This window comes from Pseudoalteromonas sp. SG43-3 (assembly GCF_014164385.1).
GTDB classification, from domain to species: domain Bacteria; phylum Pseudomonadota; class Gammaproteobacteria; order Enterobacterales; family Alteromonadaceae; genus Pseudoalteromonas; species Pseudoalteromonas distincta.
Window position 1 is genome coordinate 135,126 of the sequence record NZ_JACJFC010000009.1, and the last position, 21,139, is coordinate 156,264.

At 39.4% G+C, this 21,139-nt stretch carries 18 protein-coding genes; 9 read left to right on the forward strand and 9 right to left on the reverse strand.

All coding sequences use genetic code 11. The features are described 5' to 3' along the window. From H5157_RS10475 to H5157_RS10490, 4 genes are all read left to right on the forward strand, one after another. Positions 1 to 1,314, forward strand: coding sequence for an ABC transporter permease (locus H5157_RS10475; protein ID WP_182695629.1), 1,314 nt, complete (start codon positions 1 to 3; stop codon positions 1,312 to 1,314). 11 nt (positions 1,315 to 1,325) lie between these two features. Further along, on the forward strand, positions 1,326 to 2,534 hold the full coding sequence (locus H5157_RS10480; protein WP_182724656.1) for an ABC transporter permease: 1,209 nt from the start codon (positions 1,326 to 1,328) through the stop codon (positions 2,532 to 2,534). A 71-nt stretch (positions 2,535 to 2,605) separates the two neighbouring features. After that, positions 2,606 to 3,937 (forward strand): sigma-54 dependent transcriptional regulator, encoded by a 1,332-nt coding sequence (locus H5157_RS10485; RefSeq protein WP_182724657.1) that lies wholly within the window; start codon positions 2,606 to 2,608, stop codon positions 3,935 to 3,937. Further along, positions 3,937 to 5,250 (forward strand): PAS domain-containing sensor histidine kinase, encoded by a 1,314-nt coding sequence (locus H5157_RS10490; protein ID WP_182724658.1) that lies wholly within the window; start codon positions 3,937 to 3,939, stop codon positions 5,248 to 5,250. The genes H5157_RS10485 and H5157_RS10490 overlap by 1 nt, the downstream gene beginning before the upstream one ends. An 89-nt stretch (positions 5,251 to 5,339) precedes the next feature. On the opposite strand, the gene H5157_RS10495 is transcribed toward H5157_RS10490, so the two are convergent. After that, on the reverse strand, positions 5,340 to 5,678 hold the full coding sequence (locus tag H5157_RS10495) for a Grx4 family monothiol glutaredoxin (protein ID WP_004335359.1): 339 nt from the start codon (positions 5,676 to 5,678) through the stop codon (positions 5,340 to 5,342). A gap of 266 nt (positions 5,679 to 5,944) precedes the next feature. Here H5157_RS10495 and H5157_RS10500 point away from each other — a divergent pair, with 266 nt between their 5' ends. From H5157_RS10500 to H5157_RS10515, 4 genes are all read left to right on the forward strand, one after another. Further along, on the forward strand, positions 5,945 to 6,526 hold the full coding sequence (locus H5157_RS10500) for a superoxide dismutase (protein ID WP_002960323.1): 582 nt from the start codon (positions 5,945 to 5,947) through the stop codon (positions 6,524 to 6,526). A gap of 210 nt (positions 6,527 to 6,736) precedes the next feature. Beyond that, positions 6,737 to 8,659 (forward strand): PrkA family serine protein kinase, encoded by a 1,923-nt coding sequence (locus tag H5157_RS10505; protein ID WP_024598339.1) that lies wholly within the window; start codon positions 6,737 to 6,739, stop codon positions 8,657 to 8,659. 31 nt (positions 8,660 to 8,690) lie between these two features. Then, the gene (locus H5157_RS10510) at positions 8,691 to 9,974 is read left to right on the forward strand and encodes a YeaH/YhbH family protein (RefSeq protein ID WP_007375849.1); all 1,284 of its coding nucleotides are present in this window, start codon (positions 8,691 to 8,693) and stop codon (positions 9,972 to 9,974) included. A 19-nt stretch (positions 9,975 to 9,993) separates the two neighbouring features. Continuing rightward, complete coding sequence (locus tag H5157_RS10515; RefSeq protein ID WP_182693978.1) at positions 9,994 to 11,508, forward strand: SpoVR family protein; 1,515 nt, start codon at positions 9,994 to 9,996, stop codon at positions 11,506 to 11,508. Positions 11,509 to 11,608: 100 nt separating this feature from the next. Here H5157_RS10515 and H5157_RS10520 read toward each other — a convergent pair whose 3' ends face one another. Together H5157_RS10520 and H5157_RS10525 are read right to left on the reverse strand one after the other, a co-directional pair. Further along, complete coding sequence (locus H5157_RS10520; RefSeq protein WP_182715822.1) at positions 11,609 to 12,580, reverse strand: diguanylate cyclase; 972 nt, start codon at positions 12,578 to 12,580, stop codon at positions 11,609 to 11,611. Between the two features lie 3 nt (positions 12,581 to 12,583). Beyond that, a complete protein-coding gene (locus H5157_RS10525) occupies positions 12,584 to 13,588 on the reverse strand; it encodes a response regulator (RefSeq protein WP_024590825.1) in 1,005 nt (334 codons plus the stop codon). A gap of 233 nt (positions 13,589 to 13,821) precedes the next feature. Here H5157_RS10525 and tpx point away from each other — a divergent pair, with 233 nt between their 5' ends. After that, complete coding sequence (gene tpx, locus H5157_RS10530) at positions 13,822 to 14,403, forward strand: thiol peroxidase (RefSeq protein WP_182695637.1); 582 nt, start codon at positions 13,822 to 13,824, stop codon at positions 14,401 to 14,403. An 88-nt stretch (positions 14,404 to 14,491) separates the two neighbouring features. Here tpx and adk read toward each other — a convergent pair whose 3' ends face one another. From adk to H5157_RS10560, 6 genes are all read right to left on the reverse strand, one after another. Beyond that, positions 14,492 to 15,136, reverse strand: a complete 645-nt coding sequence (adk, locus tag H5157_RS10535) for an adenylate kinase (RefSeq protein WP_076924125.1) — start codon at positions 15,134 to 15,136, stop codon at positions 14,492 to 14,494. A 191-nt stretch (positions 15,137 to 15,327) separates the two neighbouring features. Further along, positions 15,328 to 17,241 carry a molecular chaperone HtpG gene (gene htpG / locus H5157_RS10540; protein ID WP_024596357.1) on the reverse strand — a complete coding sequence of 638 codons (1,914 nt, stop codon included), beginning with the start codon at positions 17,239 to 17,241 and terminating at the stop codon, positions 15,328 to 15,330. A gap of 118 nt (positions 17,242 to 17,359) precedes the next feature. Continuing rightward, complete coding sequence (locus tag H5157_RS10545; protein ID WP_182715823.1) at positions 17,360 to 18,097, reverse strand: RluA family pseudouridine synthase; 738 nt, start codon at positions 18,095 to 18,097, stop codon at positions 17,360 to 17,362. 4 nt (positions 18,098 to 18,101) lie between these two features. Further along, entirely contained in the window at positions 18,102 to 20,003 is a 1,902-nt protein-coding gene (locus H5157_RS10550; protein ID WP_182724659.1) for an MFS transporter, read from the reverse strand. 133 nt (positions 20,004 to 20,136) lie between these two features. Then, positions 20,137 to 20,745, reverse strand: coding sequence for a recombination mediator RecR (recR, locus tag H5157_RS10555; RefSeq protein ID WP_002962308.1), 609 nt, complete (start codon positions 20,743 to 20,745; stop codon positions 20,137 to 20,139). A gap of 7 nt (positions 20,746 to 20,752) precedes the next feature. Further along, positions 20,753 to 21,079: a YbaB/EbfC family nucleoid-associated protein gene (locus H5157_RS10560; protein ID WP_002962306.1), complete on the reverse strand. Its 327-nt coding sequence runs from the start codon at positions 21,077 to 21,079 to the stop codon at positions 20,753 to 20,755. Between the last annotated feature and the right edge of the window lie 60 nt (positions 21,080 to 21,139).

Here is a 21,139-nt window from a genome sequence, read left to right on the forward strand (position 1 = left end):
ATGTTTATTCATTATTTAGATTTAAGTTGGCGCAGCTTCAAGCGCACCCCATTGGTTAGCTTTTTAATGGTACTTGCCATTGCGATAGGTATAGGCATAACAATGACCAGCCTTAGTGTTTATCACATGATGTCGGCCGATCCTATACCAGAAAAAAGCAGCCAACTTTACAGTGTGCAATTACAAACAATGGACGATGGTAGTACGTGGTGGACAGAAGATAACATGCCACTGCAACTGACCTATCAAGATGCTGAGAACTTATTAAACGCACCCACGCCAGAGAAAAAAGTGGCTATGATGCGTACCGGTTTCTCAGTTTATCTAGACTCCGACAAAATAAAACCTTTTATAGGTAATGCTCGCATGACAACGCCTGACTTTTTTAGCATGTTTAATTTGTCATTTTTATACGGAGGGGCTTGGAGCAAAGAGCAAGAAGACTCTGCCGCACCTGTGGTTGTTATTACCCAAGAGATAAACGATAAACTATTTGCAGGACAAAACTCCGTCGGAGAACTGATTTACTTAGATGATGCAAGCTATCAAGTAGTTGGTGTTATTAACCATTGGCCTCTCAATATTAAATATTATGATTTAAATAACGGTGCATTTAATCAAGTAGAAGAGTTATTTATGCCCTTTAGCTTAATAAAGACAAAAGAGCTAGTAAGTTGGGGCAATAGCAACGGATGGAAACACGAAAACACACCAACCTTTGCAGATAAACTGCAATCTGAGCAAGTATGGATCCAGTTTTGGGCAGAGCTAAATACGCTTGAACAAAAACAAGCCTATCAAAATTACTTATTAGCCTATATGCAAGAACAACAAAAACGTGGTCGATTTAATCGTAAAGAACTTGAGTATAAACTTCGCGATGTAAACCAATGGATGCAATACAACAACGTCGTCACCGAAGACAATAAAATTTTAGTGGGCCTGAGCTTTATGTTTTTAGGTGTCTGCTTAGCCAATATTTTAGGTTTACTTTTAGCTAAGTTTTTACGCAGAGCGCCAGAAGTAGGTGTAAGACGCGCATTAGGTGCGAGTAAAAGGCAAATATTTTTACAGCACTTAGTTGAGGTCGCCATGCTTGGCTTTATAGGTGGCATGCTAGGAATTGTACTAGCACAACTTGGCTTAATGGGCGTAGGGCAAAGCTACGACTACTATGAAAACTTAGCGACAATGGATTTAACCATGCTATTGAGCGCCCCATTGATTGCAATTACAACCTGCATTTTAGCTGGTTTGTACCCAGCTTGGTTAGTGTGTAAAACCAATCCTGCTATTTATCTTAAGAGCCAATAAGGAATGTCACAATGTTAGAAATAAAACCTATATTTAACGCCTTATGCCGCTCAAAGGTGGGCGCTGTATTACTGCTAATTCAAATTGCAATTACTACAGCTATAGTTAGTAATGCTGCATTTATTATTCAAGACAGAATTAGCTATTTAAACCAAGAAACGGGCTACCCTGAACAAGATATATTCAAGTTTAATGTAATGACCTTTGGTACTGATATTAACTTAAGTCAGCAGTTTGAGCTTGATGAAAGCATGCTTAGAAAAATGCCAGGCGTGGTCGATGCCGCATTAAGCAGTAGTATTCCACTATCAGGGAGTGGCAGCGCTTCGAGCTTTAATTTAAAACCTGCCCCACAAGAAGGCCTAAGTGTCAGGACCGCTTATTTTTTTATAGACGATCATGCTATTAATACCTACGGCGTTAACTTAATTGCAGGGCGAAACTTTACCGAAGATGAAGTGCTCGTTACAAACGAAATTACACAAAAGCGCACCAACGTCACTATAGTCACTAAAGCCTTACTTGATGAGCTCTACCCTGATGGAGATGGTTTAGGGAAAATAGTTTATTTTGGCGACCTACCACTTAAAATTATTGGCGTGATCGGAAAAATGAAAGGCCCGTGGCTCAAAGACAGTAAACCCGATAATCTTGCGTTTATTCCTTATATTAAAGCAGCAAGTTATGCACAAGTTGCCGTTCGTACTAAGCCTGGTCAGCGAGCAGCTGTAATGAAAGAAATAGAAAATGCTATGCTCGAAAATTACAGCAAACGCGTTATTAACAACATTAAAGGGCTTGATGAATTAAAAAATGAGTATACCGCTCAAGATCGCCTTATGATGCGCATGCTCATAGTATTAATCACTATTTTAGTGCTTATAACCGCTCTCGGTATTTTTGGCTTAACCTTATTTAATATTAGCAAACGTACTAAGCAAATTGGTACACGCAGAGCACTTGGCGCAAGAAAGTCAGCTATTGTTAGCTACTTTTTAGTAGAAAATGCATTAATTTGTAGCCTAGGTTTAGCCTTAGGTGTAGTAACAGCAATACTACTTGGGAAAATGTTAATGCAGTATTTTTCTGTAGCCGCACTACCGCCAAGTTATATAGCCGTTACGGCCGTTGCCGTATTTTTAATGAGTTTACTTGCAGTATTAGCGCCGGCTAAACGCGCTGCCAATATTTCGCCCAGTATCGCAACTCGCACTATTTAATAATATGTAAATCACTATGCTACACTGCTTAGTAAGGCAGTGTAGCCATTAAAAAATTATAAAAATAACCTATGACTCATAAAATACTCATTGTTGATGATAACCAAGCAGTACTCGACGCACTTTCATTGTTGCTCGAGATCCACGATTTTTCGGTAGTCACTGCAACAAATCCATTTGATGCTTTGCAAATAGTTCGCTATCAGCGAATTGAGCTTGTAATTCAAGACATGAACTTTACCAGCGACACCACCTCTGGCGAAGAAGGTAAAGCGTTGTTTTATGAACTACGAGAAATAAACCCACACCTACCTATTATACTTATTACAGCCTGGACCGAACTTGCCACCGCCATTGAGCTTGTAAAAGCCGGTGCTGCTGATTACTTACCAAAACCCTGGGATGATGCAAAACTACTAGTTTGTATCGGTAACTTAATAGAGCTAGGCAGTGCTAAAAAAATAGTGGCGACACATAATCGCCATCAACAAGAACGTGAAGGTACATTTAAAAATGCAGACCTTGCTGGGCTAATATTTAAAAGTACTGCGATGGAACGACTGGTTACTATGGCGCTTCAAGTGGCTAAATCTGATATATCTGCATTAATTACAGGCCCTAATGGTAGTGGCAAAGAGTGTATTGCGCATATTATTCAAAAAAACTCCCCGCTTGTATCGCAGCCTTTTATTAAGGTAAACGCCGGTGCACTACCGCAAGAACTTATAGAAGCCGAGCTTTTTGGCGCTGAAGCCGGTGCATATACGGGGATAACCAAACAACGTATTGGTCGATTTGAAGCAGCTGATGGCGGTACGTTATTTTTAGATGAAATTGGTAATTTACCACTTTCAGGACAAATAAAATTACTACGCGTACTACAAACCGGCGAGTTTGAACGTTTAGGCTCAACACAAACACGAAAGGTAAATGTGCGGGTTGTATCGGCTACTAACGAAAACTTACTACAAGCAATTCAACAAGGTCGATTTAGGGAAGACTTATATTATCGCCTTAATGTAATTGAGCTCAATGTGCCTTCCCTAAGCGAAAGACAAGATGATGTTTTAGCACTTATTAGCCATTTTTTACCTCACCGAGAGCTGACTATAAACACAGAGCAAGCACTTCAACACTACAAATGGCCAGGTAACGTTCGAGAGCTAGAAAACGCTTGTAAGCGTGTAGCGGTACTAAAACCTACAGGTGCGCTTACAGTCGATGACTTTGCACTATCGTCACCGGTCACTGCTCAACAAGAAGCAAAAGCAGAGCCGACCAAACAGGAAATAGAACACGCAATGCGCGCTCATCAAGGTGTTATAGCCAAAGTCGCCCGTGAATTTGGTTTAAGCCGACAAGCGCTTTATCGTCGATTACAAAAAATGGGTATTGATTATTAATGCCAAACATTATTAGCAACTTTACCCTAAGCCAAAAGGTTGTATTAATTTGCGGGCTTTGTAGCGCGCTGCCTATTGTTATTATTGCCGCGCTAAGTGGCTTTGATATTTACTACACTCTGTTTTTAATATTACTAACGCTTACATTTAGCACTCTGCTTTCAAGAACTCTCACCAAGCCAATAAAGCTTGGCATGCAATCGCTTGAAACCGGATTACTTAATTTTAAAGATGGTGAGCTCTCCAGCTTACTAGCGTATAAAAGTAATGATGAACTTGGAAAACTATGCCAACTTTATAATCAAACCGCAAAACAGCTTCGCCAAGAAAAACAATGGATTTACCAGCGCGAGTTAATGCTTGATAAAGTTTTGCAAAGCTCGCCGCAAGCGTTATTGCTGGTCAATGATAATAATACGGTGGTATTTAGTAATTTAATTAGCCGTAGTTTATTTAATAGCGCAACTCGCCTTGAAGGTATGCAGCTAAGTAAATTACTCGAAAATTCGCCTCTGCAATTAGTAGCAGCTATAGAGCACGGTATTGATGGCCTCTTTAATATAGAAATAGAGAATCAAGACTCGCAAACTTGGCATTTAGCCACTGGGGAGTTTTTACTTAATAATCAAAAGCATCATTTATATATATTTAAACAGTTAACCCGTGAACTTAGTCGTCAAGAAGTTGCGGTGTGGAAAAAAGTAATACGCATTATTAGCCACGAATTAAATAATTCACTCGGCCCTATGTCATCCATGCTACACAGCGCACAATTGCTCGCAAATAAAGTTGATGAGCCTCGTCTTGCCCGTGTATTTGCAACTATTGATGAGCGAATTAGTCATTTAACTGAATTTGTACAAGGCTATGGCAAGTTTGCTAAATTACCTCAGCCACAAAAAACGCGGGTTAACTGGCAAAACACCCTCAATAATTTAAAAAACCACTGGCAATTTAGCTACGAAATAAAAAATTCACACAATGAATTACAAGCTGATCAAACACAACTCGAGCAGCTGCTCATAAACCTATTAAAAAATTCACACGAGTCAGGTTCCAATGCCAATGAAATACATATTCAGGTCGAGTTTGTACCCCAAGCTTGTGTTATAAATGTAAGCGACTGCGGCAAAGGAATGAGCGAGCAAGTAATGGCAAATGCTTTAGTGCCCTTTTATTCTACAAAAAGTACGGGGAGTGGTTTAGGGTTAGCCTTATGCAGAGAAATAGCAGAAGCGCACCAAGGGCATATAAGTTTACATAACAAAATAGAGGGCGGCTTAAACGTTCAAGTGAGCCTTCCTTATTCGTAAATTCATAAGAATTAAAAACAACAAAGCCACTTAAAAAGTGGCTTTGTGTTTAAAGAGCTTAATAACCTGAGTTCAGGTTGAGTAATAAATTACTCTGCGTCAGCTTCTTTATATTTAGCAGCAGTTTCTGTAATTAACGGCTGTAATTCACCGCGTTGAAACATTTCGATAATAATGTCACAACCACCAACTAATTCGCCATCTACCCAAAGTTGTGGGAATGTTGGCCAATTTGCGTATGCTGGAAGCTCAGCACGAATGTCTGGATTAAGTAAAATATCAACGTATGCAAATGGTTCACCACATGACATTAACGCTTGCGATGCTTGTGAAGAAAAACCACAATTTGGTAATTTTGGTGACCCTTTCATGAAAAGGATTATTGGATTTTCTGAAATTTGCTGTTTAATTTTATCAATGGTTTCCATCTACAACCTCAAAGTAACGATAGCTAAATATATTTAGGTCTTGAAAATAACTCATCGTGACCACAAATATATAACTTAAAATGGGCAAATAAAGCCGCAATTGAAATAGTCTTTCGCAATAGCATTGCTGTTTGCTTAAACTTGAGTAAAATACTCAACAATTATAGTAACACTATATTACCGCTTGGTATAGGTAACTGCTCTGTTTCAACAGGCATTACGTATTACCAAATGGACTATCAACCAAAGAAGATGGAGATAAAAAAATGGCATTTGAACTACCGTCACTACCATATGCAATCGACGCACTTGAGCCACATATTTCAAAAGAAACGCTAGAGTTTCACCATGGCAAACACCACAACACATACGTGGTTAAGCTTAATGGTTTAATCCCTGGTACTGAGTTTGAAAACAAATCTCTAGAAGAGATCGTATGTTCATCAGAAGGCGGCGTATTTAACAACGCAGCACAAATCTGGAACCATACTTTTTACTGGAACAGCTTATCTCCAAACGGCGGCGGCGAGCCTACTGGCGCAGTTGCTGATGCAATCAACGCTAAATGGGGTTCTTTTGATGCGTTTAAAGATGCATTAAATGACAAAGCAGTAAATAACTTTGGTTCAAGCTGGACGTGGTTAGTTAAGCTTGCTGATGGTTCACTAGACATCGTTAATACATCTAACGCTGCTACACCATTAACTGATGATGGCGTTACTCCAATCCTTACAGTGGATTTATGGGAACACGCTTACTACATCGATTACCGTAACGTTCGTCCAGATTACCTTAAAGGTTTTTGGTCGCTTGTTAACTGGGAATTCGCGAACGCTAACTTCGCTTAATTAGCCTTTAAACGCTAATGTAAAAAAGACGCTTAGGCGTCTTTTTTTGTTTCTTGTTTATCACACCTAAGCGCCTCATCATTTAATAAAACGCTTTTAGTAACATGATCTTTTTTCACTTAAATTTTTAATTTTATTGCACAAAAATACACATTCGTGACTAGACTTTAAAAGGTAAGCACCTTTTTACAGCGGGTTTCGGAGGTTATTATGACGATTTTTGAGCATTACCAAGCACGATACGAAGCGGCACAGGAAGAAGAATACAGTATCGCTGAATTTCTTGAGATTTGTAAAACCGATAAGTCTGCCTACGCCAGCGCACCAGAACGCCTACTCATGGCAATTGGCGAACCAAACATGGTAGATACCGCAACGGATGCACGACTAAGCCGGTTATTTTCTAATAGAGTAGTTGCACGCTACCCTGCCTTTGCTGATTTTTATGGTATGGAAGACGCCATTGAGCAAATAGTCTCTTATTTAAAACACGCCGCCCAAGGGCTTGAAGAATGCAAACAAGTGCTTTATTTACTTGGACCTGTTGGTGGGGGTAAATCATCCATTGCTGAAAAACTAAAGTATTTAATGCAACAAGTGCCTATTTATTCAATTAAAGGGTCTCCTGTAAACGACCACCCCCTCTCCTTGTTTGATCCTATCGAAGATGCAGACGTACTCAGCAAAGAATACGGTATTAAACCGCGCTACTTAAAAACCATTATGTCGCCTTGGGCTGGCAAACGCTTAAAAGAATTCAATGGTGATATTAGCCAGTTTAGAGTGGTTAAACGCTACCCTTCTATTTTAAACCAAATAGGCATTGCCAAAACCGAACCAGGAGATGAAAACAACCAAGATATTTCAGCACTGGTTGGTAAGGTCGATATTCGCCAGCTTGAGCACTTTGCCCAAAACGATCCTGATGCATACGCCTACTCTGGCTCTTTATGTTTAGCTAACCAAGGGCTGATGGAATTTGTAGAAATGTTTAAAGCGCCTATTAAAGTGCTGCATCCTTTACTTACCGCAACCCAAGAAGGTAACTATAACGGCACAGAAGGTATTAGCGCCCTGCCCTTTAATGGCATGATCCTCGCTCACTCTAATGAGTCTGAGTGGCAAACCTTTAAAAACAATAAAAACAACGAAGCATTTTTAGACCGTGTTTATATTGTAAAAGTCCCTTATTGCTTACGTGTGACTGAAGAAATTAAAATTTACGACAAATTACTTGAGCACAGCGAGCTATACAACGCGCCATGTGCACCGGGTACACTTAAAACATTGGCGCAATTTACGACGCTATCACGTTTAAAAGAGCCAGAAAATTCAAGTATCTATTCTAAAATGCGGGTATACGATGGCGAAACTCTAAAAGATACCGACCCTAAAGCAAAATCGTATCAAGAGTATCGTGATTACGCAGGGGTTGATGAAGGTATGACGGGGCTCTCTACCCGCTTTGCGTTTAAAATTTTGTCCCGTGTGTTTAACTTTGATACCACTGAGGTTGCTGCAAATCCGGTGCATTTGTTCTATGTGCTTGAGCAACAGATAGAGCGCGAGCAATTTTCAAGTGAAATAGAAGAGCGTTATTTAAGCTTTTTAAAAGGCTATTTAATTCCACAATATGTCGAGTTTATAGGTAAAGAACTGCAAACCGCTTATCTAGAATCGTACTCAGAATACGGACAAAATATTTTTGACCGTTATGTTATTTATGCAGATTTTTGGATACAAGACCAAGAATATCGCGACCCCGATACAGGGCAACTATTTGACCGCGCAGCGCTAAATGCTGAACTTGAAAAAATAGAAAAGCCAGCGGGTATTTCTAATCCTAAAGATTTTCGTAATGAAATAGTGAACTTTGTACTGCGTGCCCGTGCACACAACAACGGTAAAAATCCACTATGGACAAGCTACGAAAAACTACGCACGGTGATTGAGAAAAAAATGTTCTCTAATACCGAAGATTTACTCCCTGTTATTTCGTTTAATACTAAAACGTCTGCAGAGGATCAGCAAAAGCACGAAGACTTTGTGAACCGTATGGTCGAAAAAGGCTATACACAAAAACAAGTTCGCTTGCTTTCTGAGTGGTATTTACGGGTTAGAAAATCGCAATAACCTTCATAGTCGTAGTATATAGGAGGTCAATATGGCGCATTTTATAGATAGGCGTTTAAACGGAAAAAATAAAAGTACGCTTAATCGCCAGCGCTTTATTAGGCGCTATAAAAAACAAATTAAAGAAGCGGTTTCAGATGCGATTAACAAACGCAGCGTTACCGATTCAAGCTCTGGTGAGAGTATTTCTATTCCACAACGCGATATCAGCGAACCTACATTTCATCAAGGGCAAGGCGGGAATAGAGAACAAATTCACCCTGGTAACGATCAGTTTTCTACAGGTGATAAAATTGAGCGCCCTAAAGGCGGACAAGGCGGTGGTGCCGGTGAAGGTGACGCCAGCGATTCGGGCGAGGGACAAGATGAGTTTGTATTTTCAATATCAAAAGATGAATACCTTGATTTACTATTTGAAGATCTAGAACTTCCTAACTTACAAGAAAACCAACTTGATAAGTTAGTGCAAATGAAAACCCATCGCGCAGGATTTTGTAGCGACGGCATGCCAAGTAATATTGACATTGTACGCTCTCTTCAAGGCTCGCTTGCACGGCGTGTTGCCATGAGTGCAGGTAAAAAACGCCGTTTAAAAGAGCTCGAAGAACAACTTGCTCTGCTGCTTGCTGGTCCACATAACGATAAAGCGGCAATTGCTTTATTACAAAAAGAAATTGCAGCATTAAAAGTGCAAATTAAGTCGGTTCCGTTTATTGATAACTACGATTTACGTTTTCGTAATTACGAAAAGCGCCCTCACCCCACCAGCAAAGCCGTGATGTTTTGTATTATGGATGTGTCAGGCTCAATGGATCAGCCAACAAAAGACATGGCAAAGCGTTTTTATATTTTGCTCTATCAATTTTTAACGCGCAGTTATAAAGACATAGAAGTTGTTTATATTCGCCACCACACACAAGCTAAAGAAGTAGACGAACAAGAGTTTTTTTACTCTCAAGAAACTGGTGGCACTATTGTTTCGAGCGCACTTAAATTAATGAACGAAATAATAAAAGAGCGTTATCACGCAAACGAGTGGAATGTATACGCCGCACAAGCCTCTGATGGCGATAACTGGGCGGACGACACCCCGCAGTGTGGTGAAATATTACGTAATAAGCTCTTAAGCGCAGTACGCTATTTTGCTTATATTGAAATAACCACTCGTGCTCATCAAAGTCTATGGCGCGAATATGAATCTATAACACACAGCCATAATAATTTCGCTATACAGCATATCCAAAGCGTTGAAGATATTTACCCAATTTTTAGGGAGCTATTTAAAAAAGGTCGTCAACAGCAAAACTCTGCATAGCCTAAAGCGAGGTAACATTATGAATGATAAACGATTGAGTGATGGCCCAGATTGGACCTTTGATTTATTAGATGAGTACCAAGGTGAAATTGCCCGTGTTGCAGCTCACTACAGGTTAGACACCTACCCTAATCAAATTGAAGTGATAACCGCAGAGCAAATGATGGATGCTTATTCAAGCGTTGGTATGCCTATTGGCTACAGTCATTGGTCGTACGGTAAAAAGTTCATTCAAACAGAGCAAAATTATAAGCGCGGACAAATGGGGCTCGCTTACGAAATAGTGATAAATTCAGACCCTTGTATTGCGTACTTAATGGAAGAAAACACCCTACCTATGCAAGCGCTTGTAATGGCACATGCGTGTTACGGACATAACTCATTTTTTAAAGGTAATTACTTATTTAAAACCTGGACCGATGCAGGTTCAATTATTGATTACTTGGTATTTGCTAAAAACTACATAAGCCGCTGTGAAGAAAAGCATGGTATTACACAAGTAGAAGCCCTACTCGACTCATGTCATGCATTAATGAATTACGGGGTCGATCGCTACAAACGTCCACAACAAATATCGCTATTTGAAGAGCAAAAACGCCAACAAGAGCGCGAAGACTACCTTCAATCGCAAGTAAACGAATTATGGCGAACTATTCCTGAGCAACAGCAAGAAACCAAAAAGAAAGTTCGCCATTTCCCTTCTGAACCTCAAGAAAATATTTTGTATTTTATTGAAAAAAATGCCCCATTACTCGATTCTTGGCAACGTGAAGTGATACGTATTGTTCGTAAAATTTCGCAATACTTTTACCCACAAAAGCAAACTCAAGTAATGAACGAAGGCTGGGCAACTTTTTGGCATTACACCATCCTTAATCACTTATATGATGAGGGAAAGCTCAGCGACTCTTTCATGTTAGAGTTTTTACAAAGCCACACCAACGTAGTTTATCAGCCACCTTATAACAGTAAGTATTATTCAGGCATTAACCCATATGCTTTAGGCTTTAATATGATGGTTGATATTCGCAGAATATGTGAACACCCAACTGAAGAAGATAAACGCTGGTTTCCTGAATATGCAGGTAGTAACTGGCTAGATACACTGCATTTTGCAATGGAAAACTTTAAAGATGAAAGTTTTATTAGCCAGTTTTTATCGCCTAAGTTAATTCGTGATTTTAAATTATTTACTATTATTGACCATACTAATAATCCCCATCTAGAAATTGGCGCAATACATAACGACAACGGCTATAAGGCAGTGAGAGAAGCACTCTCAGCGCAGTACAATTTAAGTAATCATGAGCCTAACATTCAAGTGTATGATGTTGATATTAGAGGTGACCGTTCATTAACCCTACGCTATGTACCCCATAACAATATTCCTTTAGCAAACTCGCACGAGGAAGTGCTTAAGCATCTTTACAGATTATGGGGCTTTAAAGTAAAACTAGAACAAGAGTCAAATTCTGGTGAAGTTTCAATGATTGGTCAATGCCCAATAGATGACTCTCGACACACAACACAATAATGAAGGGCAATACAATTTCCATACTGATTGGGTTTGCTCAGCAGATTGTAAAAAAACACGGTATTATTTAACCCTAAATTCTGGATATAAAAAATGACGCTTAAGCGTCATTTTTTATATCTTCGTAAGCTATTACTTTATTTCGCCCTGTATTTTTAGACTGGTACAGTGCTTTATCTGCAGCCTCTATCCAGCGCTCATGATTTTTAAAATCATTACTGCTACCAGCCAGCCCTATACTTACCGTCATTGTTATTTCAAAGTGTTTATACTTAACAGGGTTACTTTCTATCAATACCCTTAAACGCTCAGCAAATACAAAAGCGCCTTCTTTGTCTGTATCAAGTAATGTCACTGCAAACTCTTCACCGCCATAGCGCCCTGCAACATCAGTCTCGCGCAGCGTCGTACGTAGTAAGTTAGATAAATGACGAAGCGATTCATCACCACAGCTATGGCCATATTCATCATTTATTTTTTTAAAGTGATCAATATCAAACATTAATAATGTACTACAGCCACCACTTCGCTTAACTCTTAAAAACTCTTGGCGTAGCGTACCTTCCCAATGTCCACGGTTTGCAAGCTGCGTTAAGCTATCTGTTTGACTTACTTGTTCTAATTTTTTGTTTAACTCTTCAAGCTCTTTTTTATTTACCGCGACATCTGTTACATCATACAAAATAATACAAATATGGCTAACTTCGCCCATCGTATTTGTAAGAGGGATAAATGTCGCATTTTGATACATGTAATCAGCTTTACCAGTAATAGGTCGATAATTTTTAAACCTAAAAATGTATGGCTGCTGCTCCCAAATCGTAAAAGAGCGGTTTTTTAAAACAAAAACCGACTCAGATTTACTTCTAAACCATTTTTCGTCTATTGCAGGAAATAAATCAAATAGATCTTTATCTTTTACTGCGCTTGGTAGAAGCCCTGAATGGTTTTCCATAAAACCATTCCATACACACACCTTATAATCCCTATCGAGTACCACAAGGCCTACATCAACGGTATTAAACATATCCATTAACCAATGGATCTCATTCATTTCTAAATCAGCGGCCATAACTTAATCTTCTAATAGGTAAGCAACTTTGTATTTCAAAGTTTTAAGTGAATCTTCAGTAAATAACAGCATGAGGTCGCAATTTATATCATGGTTTTCAATACCGTAACTAATCTCTATTGCAAGGGTGCGTTGCCAACGTGACTTGTTTGATTTAACCAACTCAGATACATCTCTGTGTTGGCCAAGTACAATCGGGTGCCCTTGACTAAATGACATATCGAGCTGTTTTGAAAGACCCGTTAAAATAGCGCCTATCAAAATATTACTAATATCCATAAGCAGCTCAAGTTCAACTTTATCGTTTAACTCGCCGTCATAGTTCATCAAAGAAGCTATTTCTTTAAAGCTTGAATCATTTAAAAGTAATAGCGCCTCGCCCGAAATACCACCGCCAATAAAGCCCTGGCACACACCCGATGTAGCTGCGTTATTATCTATAGACTGCAGCGCCATATCGAGTTCATTAACTTCCAAAATATTCACATTAGGAATTGGTAGCTCTACAAATACATTAAGAAGACGTGCAAGTAAATCCCCAGCCTGCCCCATAGCAACGTTAGTTAGCTCTTGGTATATATCCCGAACATCAGGGTCGACTTGCTCTCCTAGCGAATGAGAGAGACGCTCACGCATGGCTTTATCTTTAATCCCATGGTGTTCAATTATGCTGGCTAGTTTTTCGGGAGAACATGGTTTTTGAATAAAATCGATAGCACCAAGCTCAAGCACTCTTTGGTGTGCACTTGGTTGTATATCACCAGAGACAACAACAGTGAGAATATTAAGCCCCTGTTCTTTCATAGCGATTAAAACTTCATAACCGTCCATTTCTGGCATGTTTAAATCGAGAAAAAGTATCTCTGGTTCAATTAACTTTATTTGCTTTATACAATCAACGCCGTCAAGTGCAAATTCAACTTTAATGTCCCAATCTTCAGGTAATGAGCGAGCTAGCTGACGCCTAGCTAATTTCGAGTCATCACATATTAATACCGATGTTGACATATTATCTCTCTGTTTCTAAACCAGTAATGAGCATTAAAATCATTTTATGATGGTTTTTATTTTTATTATTGAAGATATCTTTTGTAACTTCATGTTAATCAAAGTTTAGCATAGTTACAATTTTTATATTTCAGAGCTAATACCCACTCTATTAAGCAGGTTTAATCACTTGGTAACTAAAGCCCAGTATAATACACTGACGCCCATTGCGTTAATTTAAAAGGAAATACCTTATGTTACGTTCACTTGCCTTTGCTTTGAGTTCATTTTGTTCTGTGGCTATTGCAGCCGACTATCCAGAAAACACACTTGATGCAGGAAAAGTATCCGCACAAGGCAAACCAGTCACTTTATTAGGTCAAGGTATCTCAATTGGAGATAGTGCGCCAAACTTTAAAGTTGTTGATGACAACTTTATTCCAGTGACACTTGAGGATTATAAAGGCCAAGCTGTATTAATAAGTGTAGTACCCAGCCTAGATACCGGCATTTGTAGCCTGCAAACTAAGCACTTTAATGAAAAAGTAGCCTCACAATTCCCAAGTGTAGTTATGCTAACAATTAGTGCTGATTTACCATTTGCTCAAAAGCGTTTTTGCAAAGCTGAAAATATCGATAAAATCACTACGTTATCAGATTCTGTTTGGCGTGATTTTGGTCAGAAATACGGATTGATTATTAAAGATATGGGCTTACTAACGCGAACAGTCTTTATTTTAGATGAAAGCCATAACGTCATTTATAAACAGTTAGTTAGTAGCCTTTCAACTGAACCTGAATACAACAGCGTAATTGAGAAACTTAAAACGCTGTAAAGCCGATTAATTAGCACTAATTAAGCAAGGCTAAATAGGCTTAAAATAAAAAACCGCCAATTGGCGGTTTTTTAATGTGCTTTTATAATTAACCTAAAAGCTCACCAAGTTGTGAACTTACAGCTTCAACAGCTTGTGTACCATCTAGTTTGTGGTACTGAGTGTTACCAGCAGCAGCTTCTGCTTGGTAGTAATCAACTAATGGCATAGTTTGTTCGTGGTAAATACCTAAACGTTTACGTACTGTTTCTTCAGTGTCGTCTGCGCGAACAATTAAGTCTTCCCCTGTTTCGTTGTCTTTACCTTCCACTTTTGGTGGATTGTAAACAACGTGGTAGACACGACCAGAACCAGGGTGAACGCGACGTCCGCCCATGCGCTCAACAATGACTTCATCAGCCACGTCAAATTCAATAACGTGATCAACCACTACGCCATTTTCTTTCATTGCATCCGCTTGCGGGATTGTACGCGGGAAGCCATCAAGTAAAAAACCTTTCTCACAATCCGCTTTAGTAATACGCTCTTTAACTAAACCAATAATAATATCGTCAGAAATTAGTTGACCAGCATCCATTACTTTTTTTGCTTCTAGACCCAGTGGCGTGCCTTCTTTAATTGCCGCACGTAACATATCGCCAGTAGAAATTTGTGGAATACCGTATTTGTCCATTAAAAACTGAGCTTGAGTACCTTTACCTGCACCCGGCGCGCCCAAAAGAATAATGCGCATATTATTGTCCCCTAGTATGGATATTTATTTTAAAGCCTGAATTCTTCCACAAGCGCCGCCGATACTCAAGCAACTTATACTAATTGATGAGCCGTTGGGGTGTTTACAGGGCATTAAAAAAGGGAACACACGTTCCCTTTTATTTAAAGTACATAAATTATACTTTATTAACTGAGTAAATAGCTATTTGCTTATTTACTTAGTTCAAGCATCAATTTATTTAAGCGAGTAACAAATCCTGTTGGATCTTTAAGTGTACCGCGTTCTGCAAGTAGCGCTTGATCTAGTAAAACGTGTGACCACTGCGCAAACTTATCTTCATCTTGTTCGTCATTTAAGTGCTTAACAAGTTGATGCTCTGGGTTTAGCTCAAACACAGGTTTTGCTTCAGGGGCTGCTTGACCAACAGATTCCATTAGCTTTTGCATTTGTGAGCTCATGTCGTTGTCGTCGCTTACAACACATGCTGGAGAATCTGTTAAGCGGTGCGTAAAGCGCACTTCTTTAACGTCATCACCTAGTGCTGTTTTAATACGTTCAACAAGGCCAGCCATTTCTTTTTCAGACTCTTCTTGCGCTTTTTTAGTTTCTTCGTCGTCAAGCTTACCTAAATCTAAGTCACCACGTGTGATCGACTGTAGTTGCTTATCAGCAAATTCAGTTAGGTGACTCATCATCCACTCGTCAACACGGTCACTTAGTAGTAATACTTCAATGCCTTTTTTGCGGAAAATCTCTAAATGCGGTGAGTTTTTCGCAGCGGTGAATGTATCAGCTACTACGTAGTAAATTTTGTCTTGGCCTTCGTTCATGCGTTCAACATATTGCTCAAGCGACACATCTTGTGTTTGTGAATCAGTGTGTGTCGAAGAAAAACGAAGTAGCTTACAAATAGCTTCTTTATTGGCAGCATCTTCAGCTGGGCCTTCTTTCATTACTTGACCAAACTCATTCCAAAATACTTGGTAATCGTCAGCTTTGTTTTTAGCCATACGCTCAAGCATTTTAATAATACGCGATGTACACCCTTTACGAATAGCTTGCGTTACTTTGTTGTCTTGTAGAATTTCACGAGATACGTTCAGTGGTAAATCGTTTGAATCTAGTAAGCCTTTTACAAAGCGAAGGTAGCTTGGCATGAATTGCTCAGCATCATCCATTACAAACACACGTTGTACGTAAAGTTTTAAACCACTTTGACGTTCACGGTTCCATAAGTCGAAAGGTGCTTTTTTAGGAATATATAAAAGGCTAGTGTATTCAGTTTTACCTTCAACCTTATTATGTGCCCAGCTAAGTGGCTCTTCCCAATCATGGCTTACATGCTTGTAAAACTCTTTGTATTCATCATCAGAAAGCTCTGATTTATCGCGTGTCCACAATGCAGTCGCGCGGTTAATGCTTTCCCACTCACCTGGTACTGCTGGAATTTTTTCGCCGTCTTCACCTTCAGATTCTGGCACTTCTGCTTTAAACATTTGTACTGGCGTTGAGATGTGATCAGAGTATTTAGTAACGATACTACGTAGGCGCCAGTCATCAGCAAATTCTTTTTCTTCATCGCGAAGATGTAAAATAATGTCGGTACCACGGCCTTCTTTTTCAATTTCTTGAAGTGTGTATTCGCCTTCACCTTGAGATTCCCACTCATAAGCGGTTGTTTCACCGGCTTTGCGTGTACGAACAGTGACTAAATCAGCAACAATAAATGCTGAGTAAAAACCAACACCGAATTGACCAATTAACTGTGAATCTTTACTTTGATCACCCGTTAAGTTTTTGAAAAACTCAGCAGTACCCGACTTTGCAATAGTACCTAATGAGCTAATGATTTCATCGCGCGTCATACCAATACCATTATCTGAAATGGTAATTGTATTTGCTTCTTTATCTGCACTAATACGAACACGTAAATCGGCATCACCTTGGTAAAGGTCACCTTGAGATAATGCTAAAAAGCGTAACTTGTCTGCTGCGTCTGATGCATTTGACACAAGCTCACGTAAAAATATTTCTTTATTAGAATAAAGAGAATGAATCATTAAGTTTAATAATTGTTTTACTTCTGTTTGAAAGCCTAATGTTTCTTTTTGTGCTGCAGTCATTTATATATCTCCAATTTGCAAAGTGTCTGCGTTATGCACTTAATATGGGGTGAGGTGTTAGAACTTCAAGGGAAAAATTTAAAAAAGGTGAAACGAAAACAAAGAACCATTAATTTGTTTAAAACGAATGCGGACAATTAATATGAATCTTTTCACCTGTTGTTGGATGTTCAAAATATAAATCGCTGGCATGTAATTGTAACCGCCCTGCCATATATTCACTTTGCGCACTTTTATATAAATCACAGCCTAAAATTGGGTGCCCTATAAACTGGCTGTGTATTCGTAATTGATGGGTACGCCCAGTAATAGGTGTAAATTGCACTAAGGTTCTGCACGGCTGCCTGAGCCGCTTAAGTACTTTATATTCACTCAGCGCTGTTTTACCTGTCGATTGGCAAATTTTAACACGCGGAAAAAGCAGTTTATCTTTTGCAATTGGCGCAGTAATTTGCCCTTCATCAACAGCCAAGCATCCCTCTAACATGGCTACATAACGCTTTTGAATAGTACGCGCTTGAAATTGCTTATTAAGGTGCTTTGACGCAATCGCGTTTAACCCAACAATCATAATGCCCGATGTGCCCAAATCTAGCCGATGCGGTAACTTAGCCTCTGCAAATGCAGCTGTTAAGCCCTTTTGACCATTTACTAAGCGGTGATGCACTGAGTCCCAATTAAGCGGATTTTTACCTGATAAGCTTAATAGTCCACTGGGTTTATTGATCAGTAAAATATCGTCATCTTGATATAATATTTCAATAAACCCGTCGCACTTAGGGGCTACAAAATCATCAACTATAATGGGTTGTTCTGAGGGTGTTTGCGATGTTGAGTTAGCCATTAAGTTAATCATTAAATTAGTCACTATCTTTTGAATGAAGCGCTTTTAAAACCAATACTTTTTCACGTAAATCATCTGCTACTACTTTATCAGCTGCAATCGGGCCACCCACTGCAACCGACACCAAAGACCATTTTAATCGCGGTAATTGCCACTTAGCTTTTCGGCTAAACATACTTCCCCACAAGCCCCCTAAATGCACAGGAATAACGGGCACAGGTGAGCGCTCAATAATGCGCTCTATTCCACGGCGAAAAATATCCACTGAGCCGTCACTGGTTAGTTTTCCTTCAGGGAAAATACCAACAAGTTCGCCTTTATTAAGCGCAGCAGCCACTTCATCAAAGGCTTTTTTAAACGCTTCTGGATTGGTTTTTTCACTGTTAATGGGAATAGCCTTAGCCATTTTAAATAACCAATGTAGGGCCGGCGAATAATAAATAGGGGCAAATACCATAAACCGGATAGGCCTTGGTGATGCGGCTAAAATAAACATCCAATCAACAAAGCTGACATGATTACACACGACAACCGCAGCGCCTGCATCAGGTATATTACTTTCACCTTTTGTACGCACTCTGTACATACAAATAGCTAAAATATATATAATAAATCGTAAAAAGAACTCTGGTACTTTGGTATAAATATAAACAGAGATAAGTAAGTTTAGCCCGGCAAGTAACAGTAGCAACTCTGAAATACTCCACTGAAAAACAGACAGCGTTACAATACTTAAAACAGCACTGCCCACCATAAACAGTGCATTTAATACATTGTTAGCCGCTATAACTCGTGAGCGACTCGACTCTTCAGTACGCTGTTGAATAAGCGCATACAGCGGTACAGTGTAAAAACCAGAGCCAATACCAATGCCTGCCATCCATACAAAGTGCCACACCATATCGCCTGTTTTTAATAGCTCCTGAAGCGTCAATAACTCAAGGTTTTGAGGTAAATAAGAGCTAATGGCTGGCTCTTGGCTCAGTAAGTATAAAAACAAGGTAATTAAGATCGCGCCAAAAGGCACAATTCCTAATTCTATTCGAGAGCGGGAAAGCTTTTCACACAGTAACGAACCAATAGCAATACTTAGTGAAAACACAACAAGCGCGCTAGTTACAACCAGTTCATCGCCGCCCATTGTGTGTTTTACATAATTTGGTAGGGACGTTAAAACGATGGCGCCAATTAACCAAAACCAACTGATCCCAAGTACTGATTTACCAACCGATTCTGTTTGCGAATTAAGTGCTGAAAATACGTTTTTTGTCGATGAAAATATATTATAGGTAAATTTTAAGTTAGGCTCGTTTGCTTCACTAGTGGGTATAAAGCGACTGCTCACATAACCCATCACGGCCAATACTAATACTGCAATGCTTATAAGCGTAGGCCCTACTGATTGAGTAATATAATAAGTGCCAAAAATTGTACCCATTAGTATCGCCACAAACGTGCCTGATTCAACCAAACCATTCGCTTTTGTTAATTCATTCGGTGCTACGTGCTGCGGTAAAATAGAATATTTTAATGGACCAAAAAACGTACTTTGCACGCCCATTAAAAATACGGTGGCTAACATTAGCCACACATACTGCGTTAAAATAGAAACTGCCCCTACAACCATAATAGGGATTTCACATAGTTTTACGATTCTAATCAATTTTGATTTTTCTGTTTTTTCTGCAAGCTGCCCTGCCATCCCTGAAAATAAAAAGAACGGAAGAATAAATAACCCAGCAGCAATATTTGAATAAAGTGCGCCATCTGCAAGCGTTGCAGCCTGAAATATTAATAGAATAAGCACTGATTGCTTATACACGTTATCGTTTATCGCTGAGAAAAACTGCGTAATAAAAAGCGGTAAAAAACGCTTACTACCCAGTAATGCACCTTGATAGGGTTGGTTATCTTTCATTGTATTCCTTACTAATTAGAGACATAGCCCAAAAATAAATTAGATTGTTTTTAAGCTTACCTTAAAAACGAAAAAGCCTACATGATTTAATCATGTAGGCTTTGGTAATTTGTTTTCAAATAGTGACTTAGAGCTAGTCTTGAGTAACTAGGCGCCTGCCGCTAAAGGCATGCATAAGTGTTCTACCATCTACTAAATCAAGCTCACCTCCCACAGGAATACCATGGGCAATACGTGAAGCGCCTACTTTGTATTTATGACAAAGCTGAGCAATATAATGTGCGGTAGTATCGCCTTCAACCGTAGGGTTAGTCGCTAAAATAACCTCATTAATATCGCCTTGAGCAAGCTTTTGCTCTAAAACATCTAAGCCAATCTCTTTAGGACCAATACCGTCTATTGGCGATAAGTGACCCATTAATACAAAGTATAGACCTAAATACTGACCTGTTTGCTCGATGGCAAGTACGTCAGTAGGCGATTCAACAACACATAATATACCGCTGTCTTGGCGTTTTGTACTTAAACAAATATCGCACTGAGCTTGTTCGCAAAAAGTACGACAAGACTGACAGTGCCCTATGGCGGTCATTGCTTTAGTGAGTGCATTGCCCAGCTGAGTGCCTCCCTTTCGGTCGCGCTCAAGCAGGTGAAAAGCAATACGTTGCGCTGACTTTGGACCAATGCCAGGTTGACAGCGCAGTGCTTCTATAAGCTGATTTAAACTATCTGAAAGTTGCATTATTGACTTAAAACGGCATTTTCATACCTGGTGGTAATTGCATACCGCCAGTTACTTTACCCATACGCTCTTGTGTTTCTTCTGCAACACGGCGAACAGCATCGTTACATGCTGCTGCAAGTAAGTCTTCAATCATGTCTTTGTCGTCTTCCATCAAGCTTTCATCAAGCTGAACACGACGTACATTGTGGTTACCAAGCATAGTTACTTTAACTAAACCTGCACCGGCTTCACCAACAACTTCAAGAGTTGCGATTTCGTCTTGGGCTTTTTGCATGCGATCTTGCATTTGCTGCGCTTGCTTCATCATGTTGCCCATTCCACCTTTAAACATAACTTTCTCTCTTTCTTTTAATACATTAATTAACATGAACATAAGGGCGATTGTAAGTAA

Bases quoted from the DNA above. Each gene is read 5' to 3' on its own strand.
- H5157_RS10510 (WP_007375849.1), top strand. From the start codon at position 8,691: ATGGCGCATTTTATAGATAGGCGTTTAAACGGAAAAAATAAAAGTACG.
- H5157_RS10545 (WP_182715823.1), bottom strand. From the start codon at position 18,097: ATGATTAACTTAATGGCTAACTCAACATCGCAAACACCCTCAGAACAA.
- H5157_RS10515 (WP_182693978.1), top strand. From the start codon at position 9,994: ATGAATGATAAACGATTGAGTGATGGCCCAGATTGGACCTTTGATTTA.
- H5157_RS10480 (WP_182724656.1), top strand. From the start codon at position 1,326: ATGTTAGAAATAAAACCTATATTTAACGCCTTATGCCGCTCAAAGGTG.
- H5157_RS10525 (WP_024590825.1), bottom strand. From the start codon at position 13,588: ATGTCAACATCGGTATTAATATGTGATGACTCGAAATTAGCTAGGCGT.
- adk (WP_076924125.1), bottom strand. From the start codon at position 15,136: ATGCGCATTATTCTTTTGGGCGCGCCGGGTGCAGGTAAAGGTACTCAA.
- H5157_RS10520 (WP_182715822.1), bottom strand. From the start codon at position 12,580: ATGGCCGCTGATTTAGAAATGAATGAGATCCATTGGTTAATGGATATG.
- htpG (WP_024596357.1), bottom strand. From the start codon at position 17,241: ATGACTGCAGCACAAAAAGAAACATTAGGCTTTCAAACAGAAGTAAAA.
- H5157_RS10490 (WP_182724658.1), top strand. From the start codon at position 3,937: ATGCCAAACATTATTAGCAACTTTACCCTAAGCCAAAAGGTTGTATTA.
- H5157_RS10485 (WP_182724657.1), top strand. From the start codon at position 2,606: ATGACTCATAAAATACTCATTGTTGATGATAACCAAGCAGTACTCGAC.
- H5157_RS10560 (WP_002962306.1), bottom strand. From the start codon at position 21,079: ATGTTTAAAGGTGGAATGGGCAACATGATGAAGCAAGCGCAGCAAATG.
- H5157_RS10505 (WP_024598339.1), top strand. From the start codon at position 6,737: ATGACGATTTTTGAGCATTACCAAGCACGATACGAAGCGGCACAGGAA.
- H5157_RS10475 (WP_182695629.1), top strand. From the start codon at position 1: ATGTTTATTCATTATTTAGATTTAAGTTGGCGCAGCTTCAAGCGCACC.
- H5157_RS10500 (WP_002960323.1), top strand. From the start codon at position 5,945: ATGGCATTTGAACTACCGTCACTACCATATGCAATCGACGCACTTGAG.
- H5157_RS10550 (WP_182724659.1), bottom strand. From the start codon at position 20,003: ATGAAAGATAACCAACCCTATCAAGGTGCATTACTGGGTAGTAAGCGT.
- recR (WP_002962308.1), bottom strand. From the start codon at position 20,745: ATGCAACTTTCAGATAGTTTAAATCAGCTTATAGAAGCACTGCGCTGT.
- tpx (WP_182695637.1), top strand. From the start codon at position 13,822: ATGTTACGTTCACTTGCCTTTGCTTTGAGTTCATTTTGTTCTGTGGCT.
- H5157_RS10495 (WP_004335359.1), bottom strand. From the start codon at position 5,678: ATGGAAACCATTGATAAAATTAAACAGCAAATTTCAGAAAATCCAATA.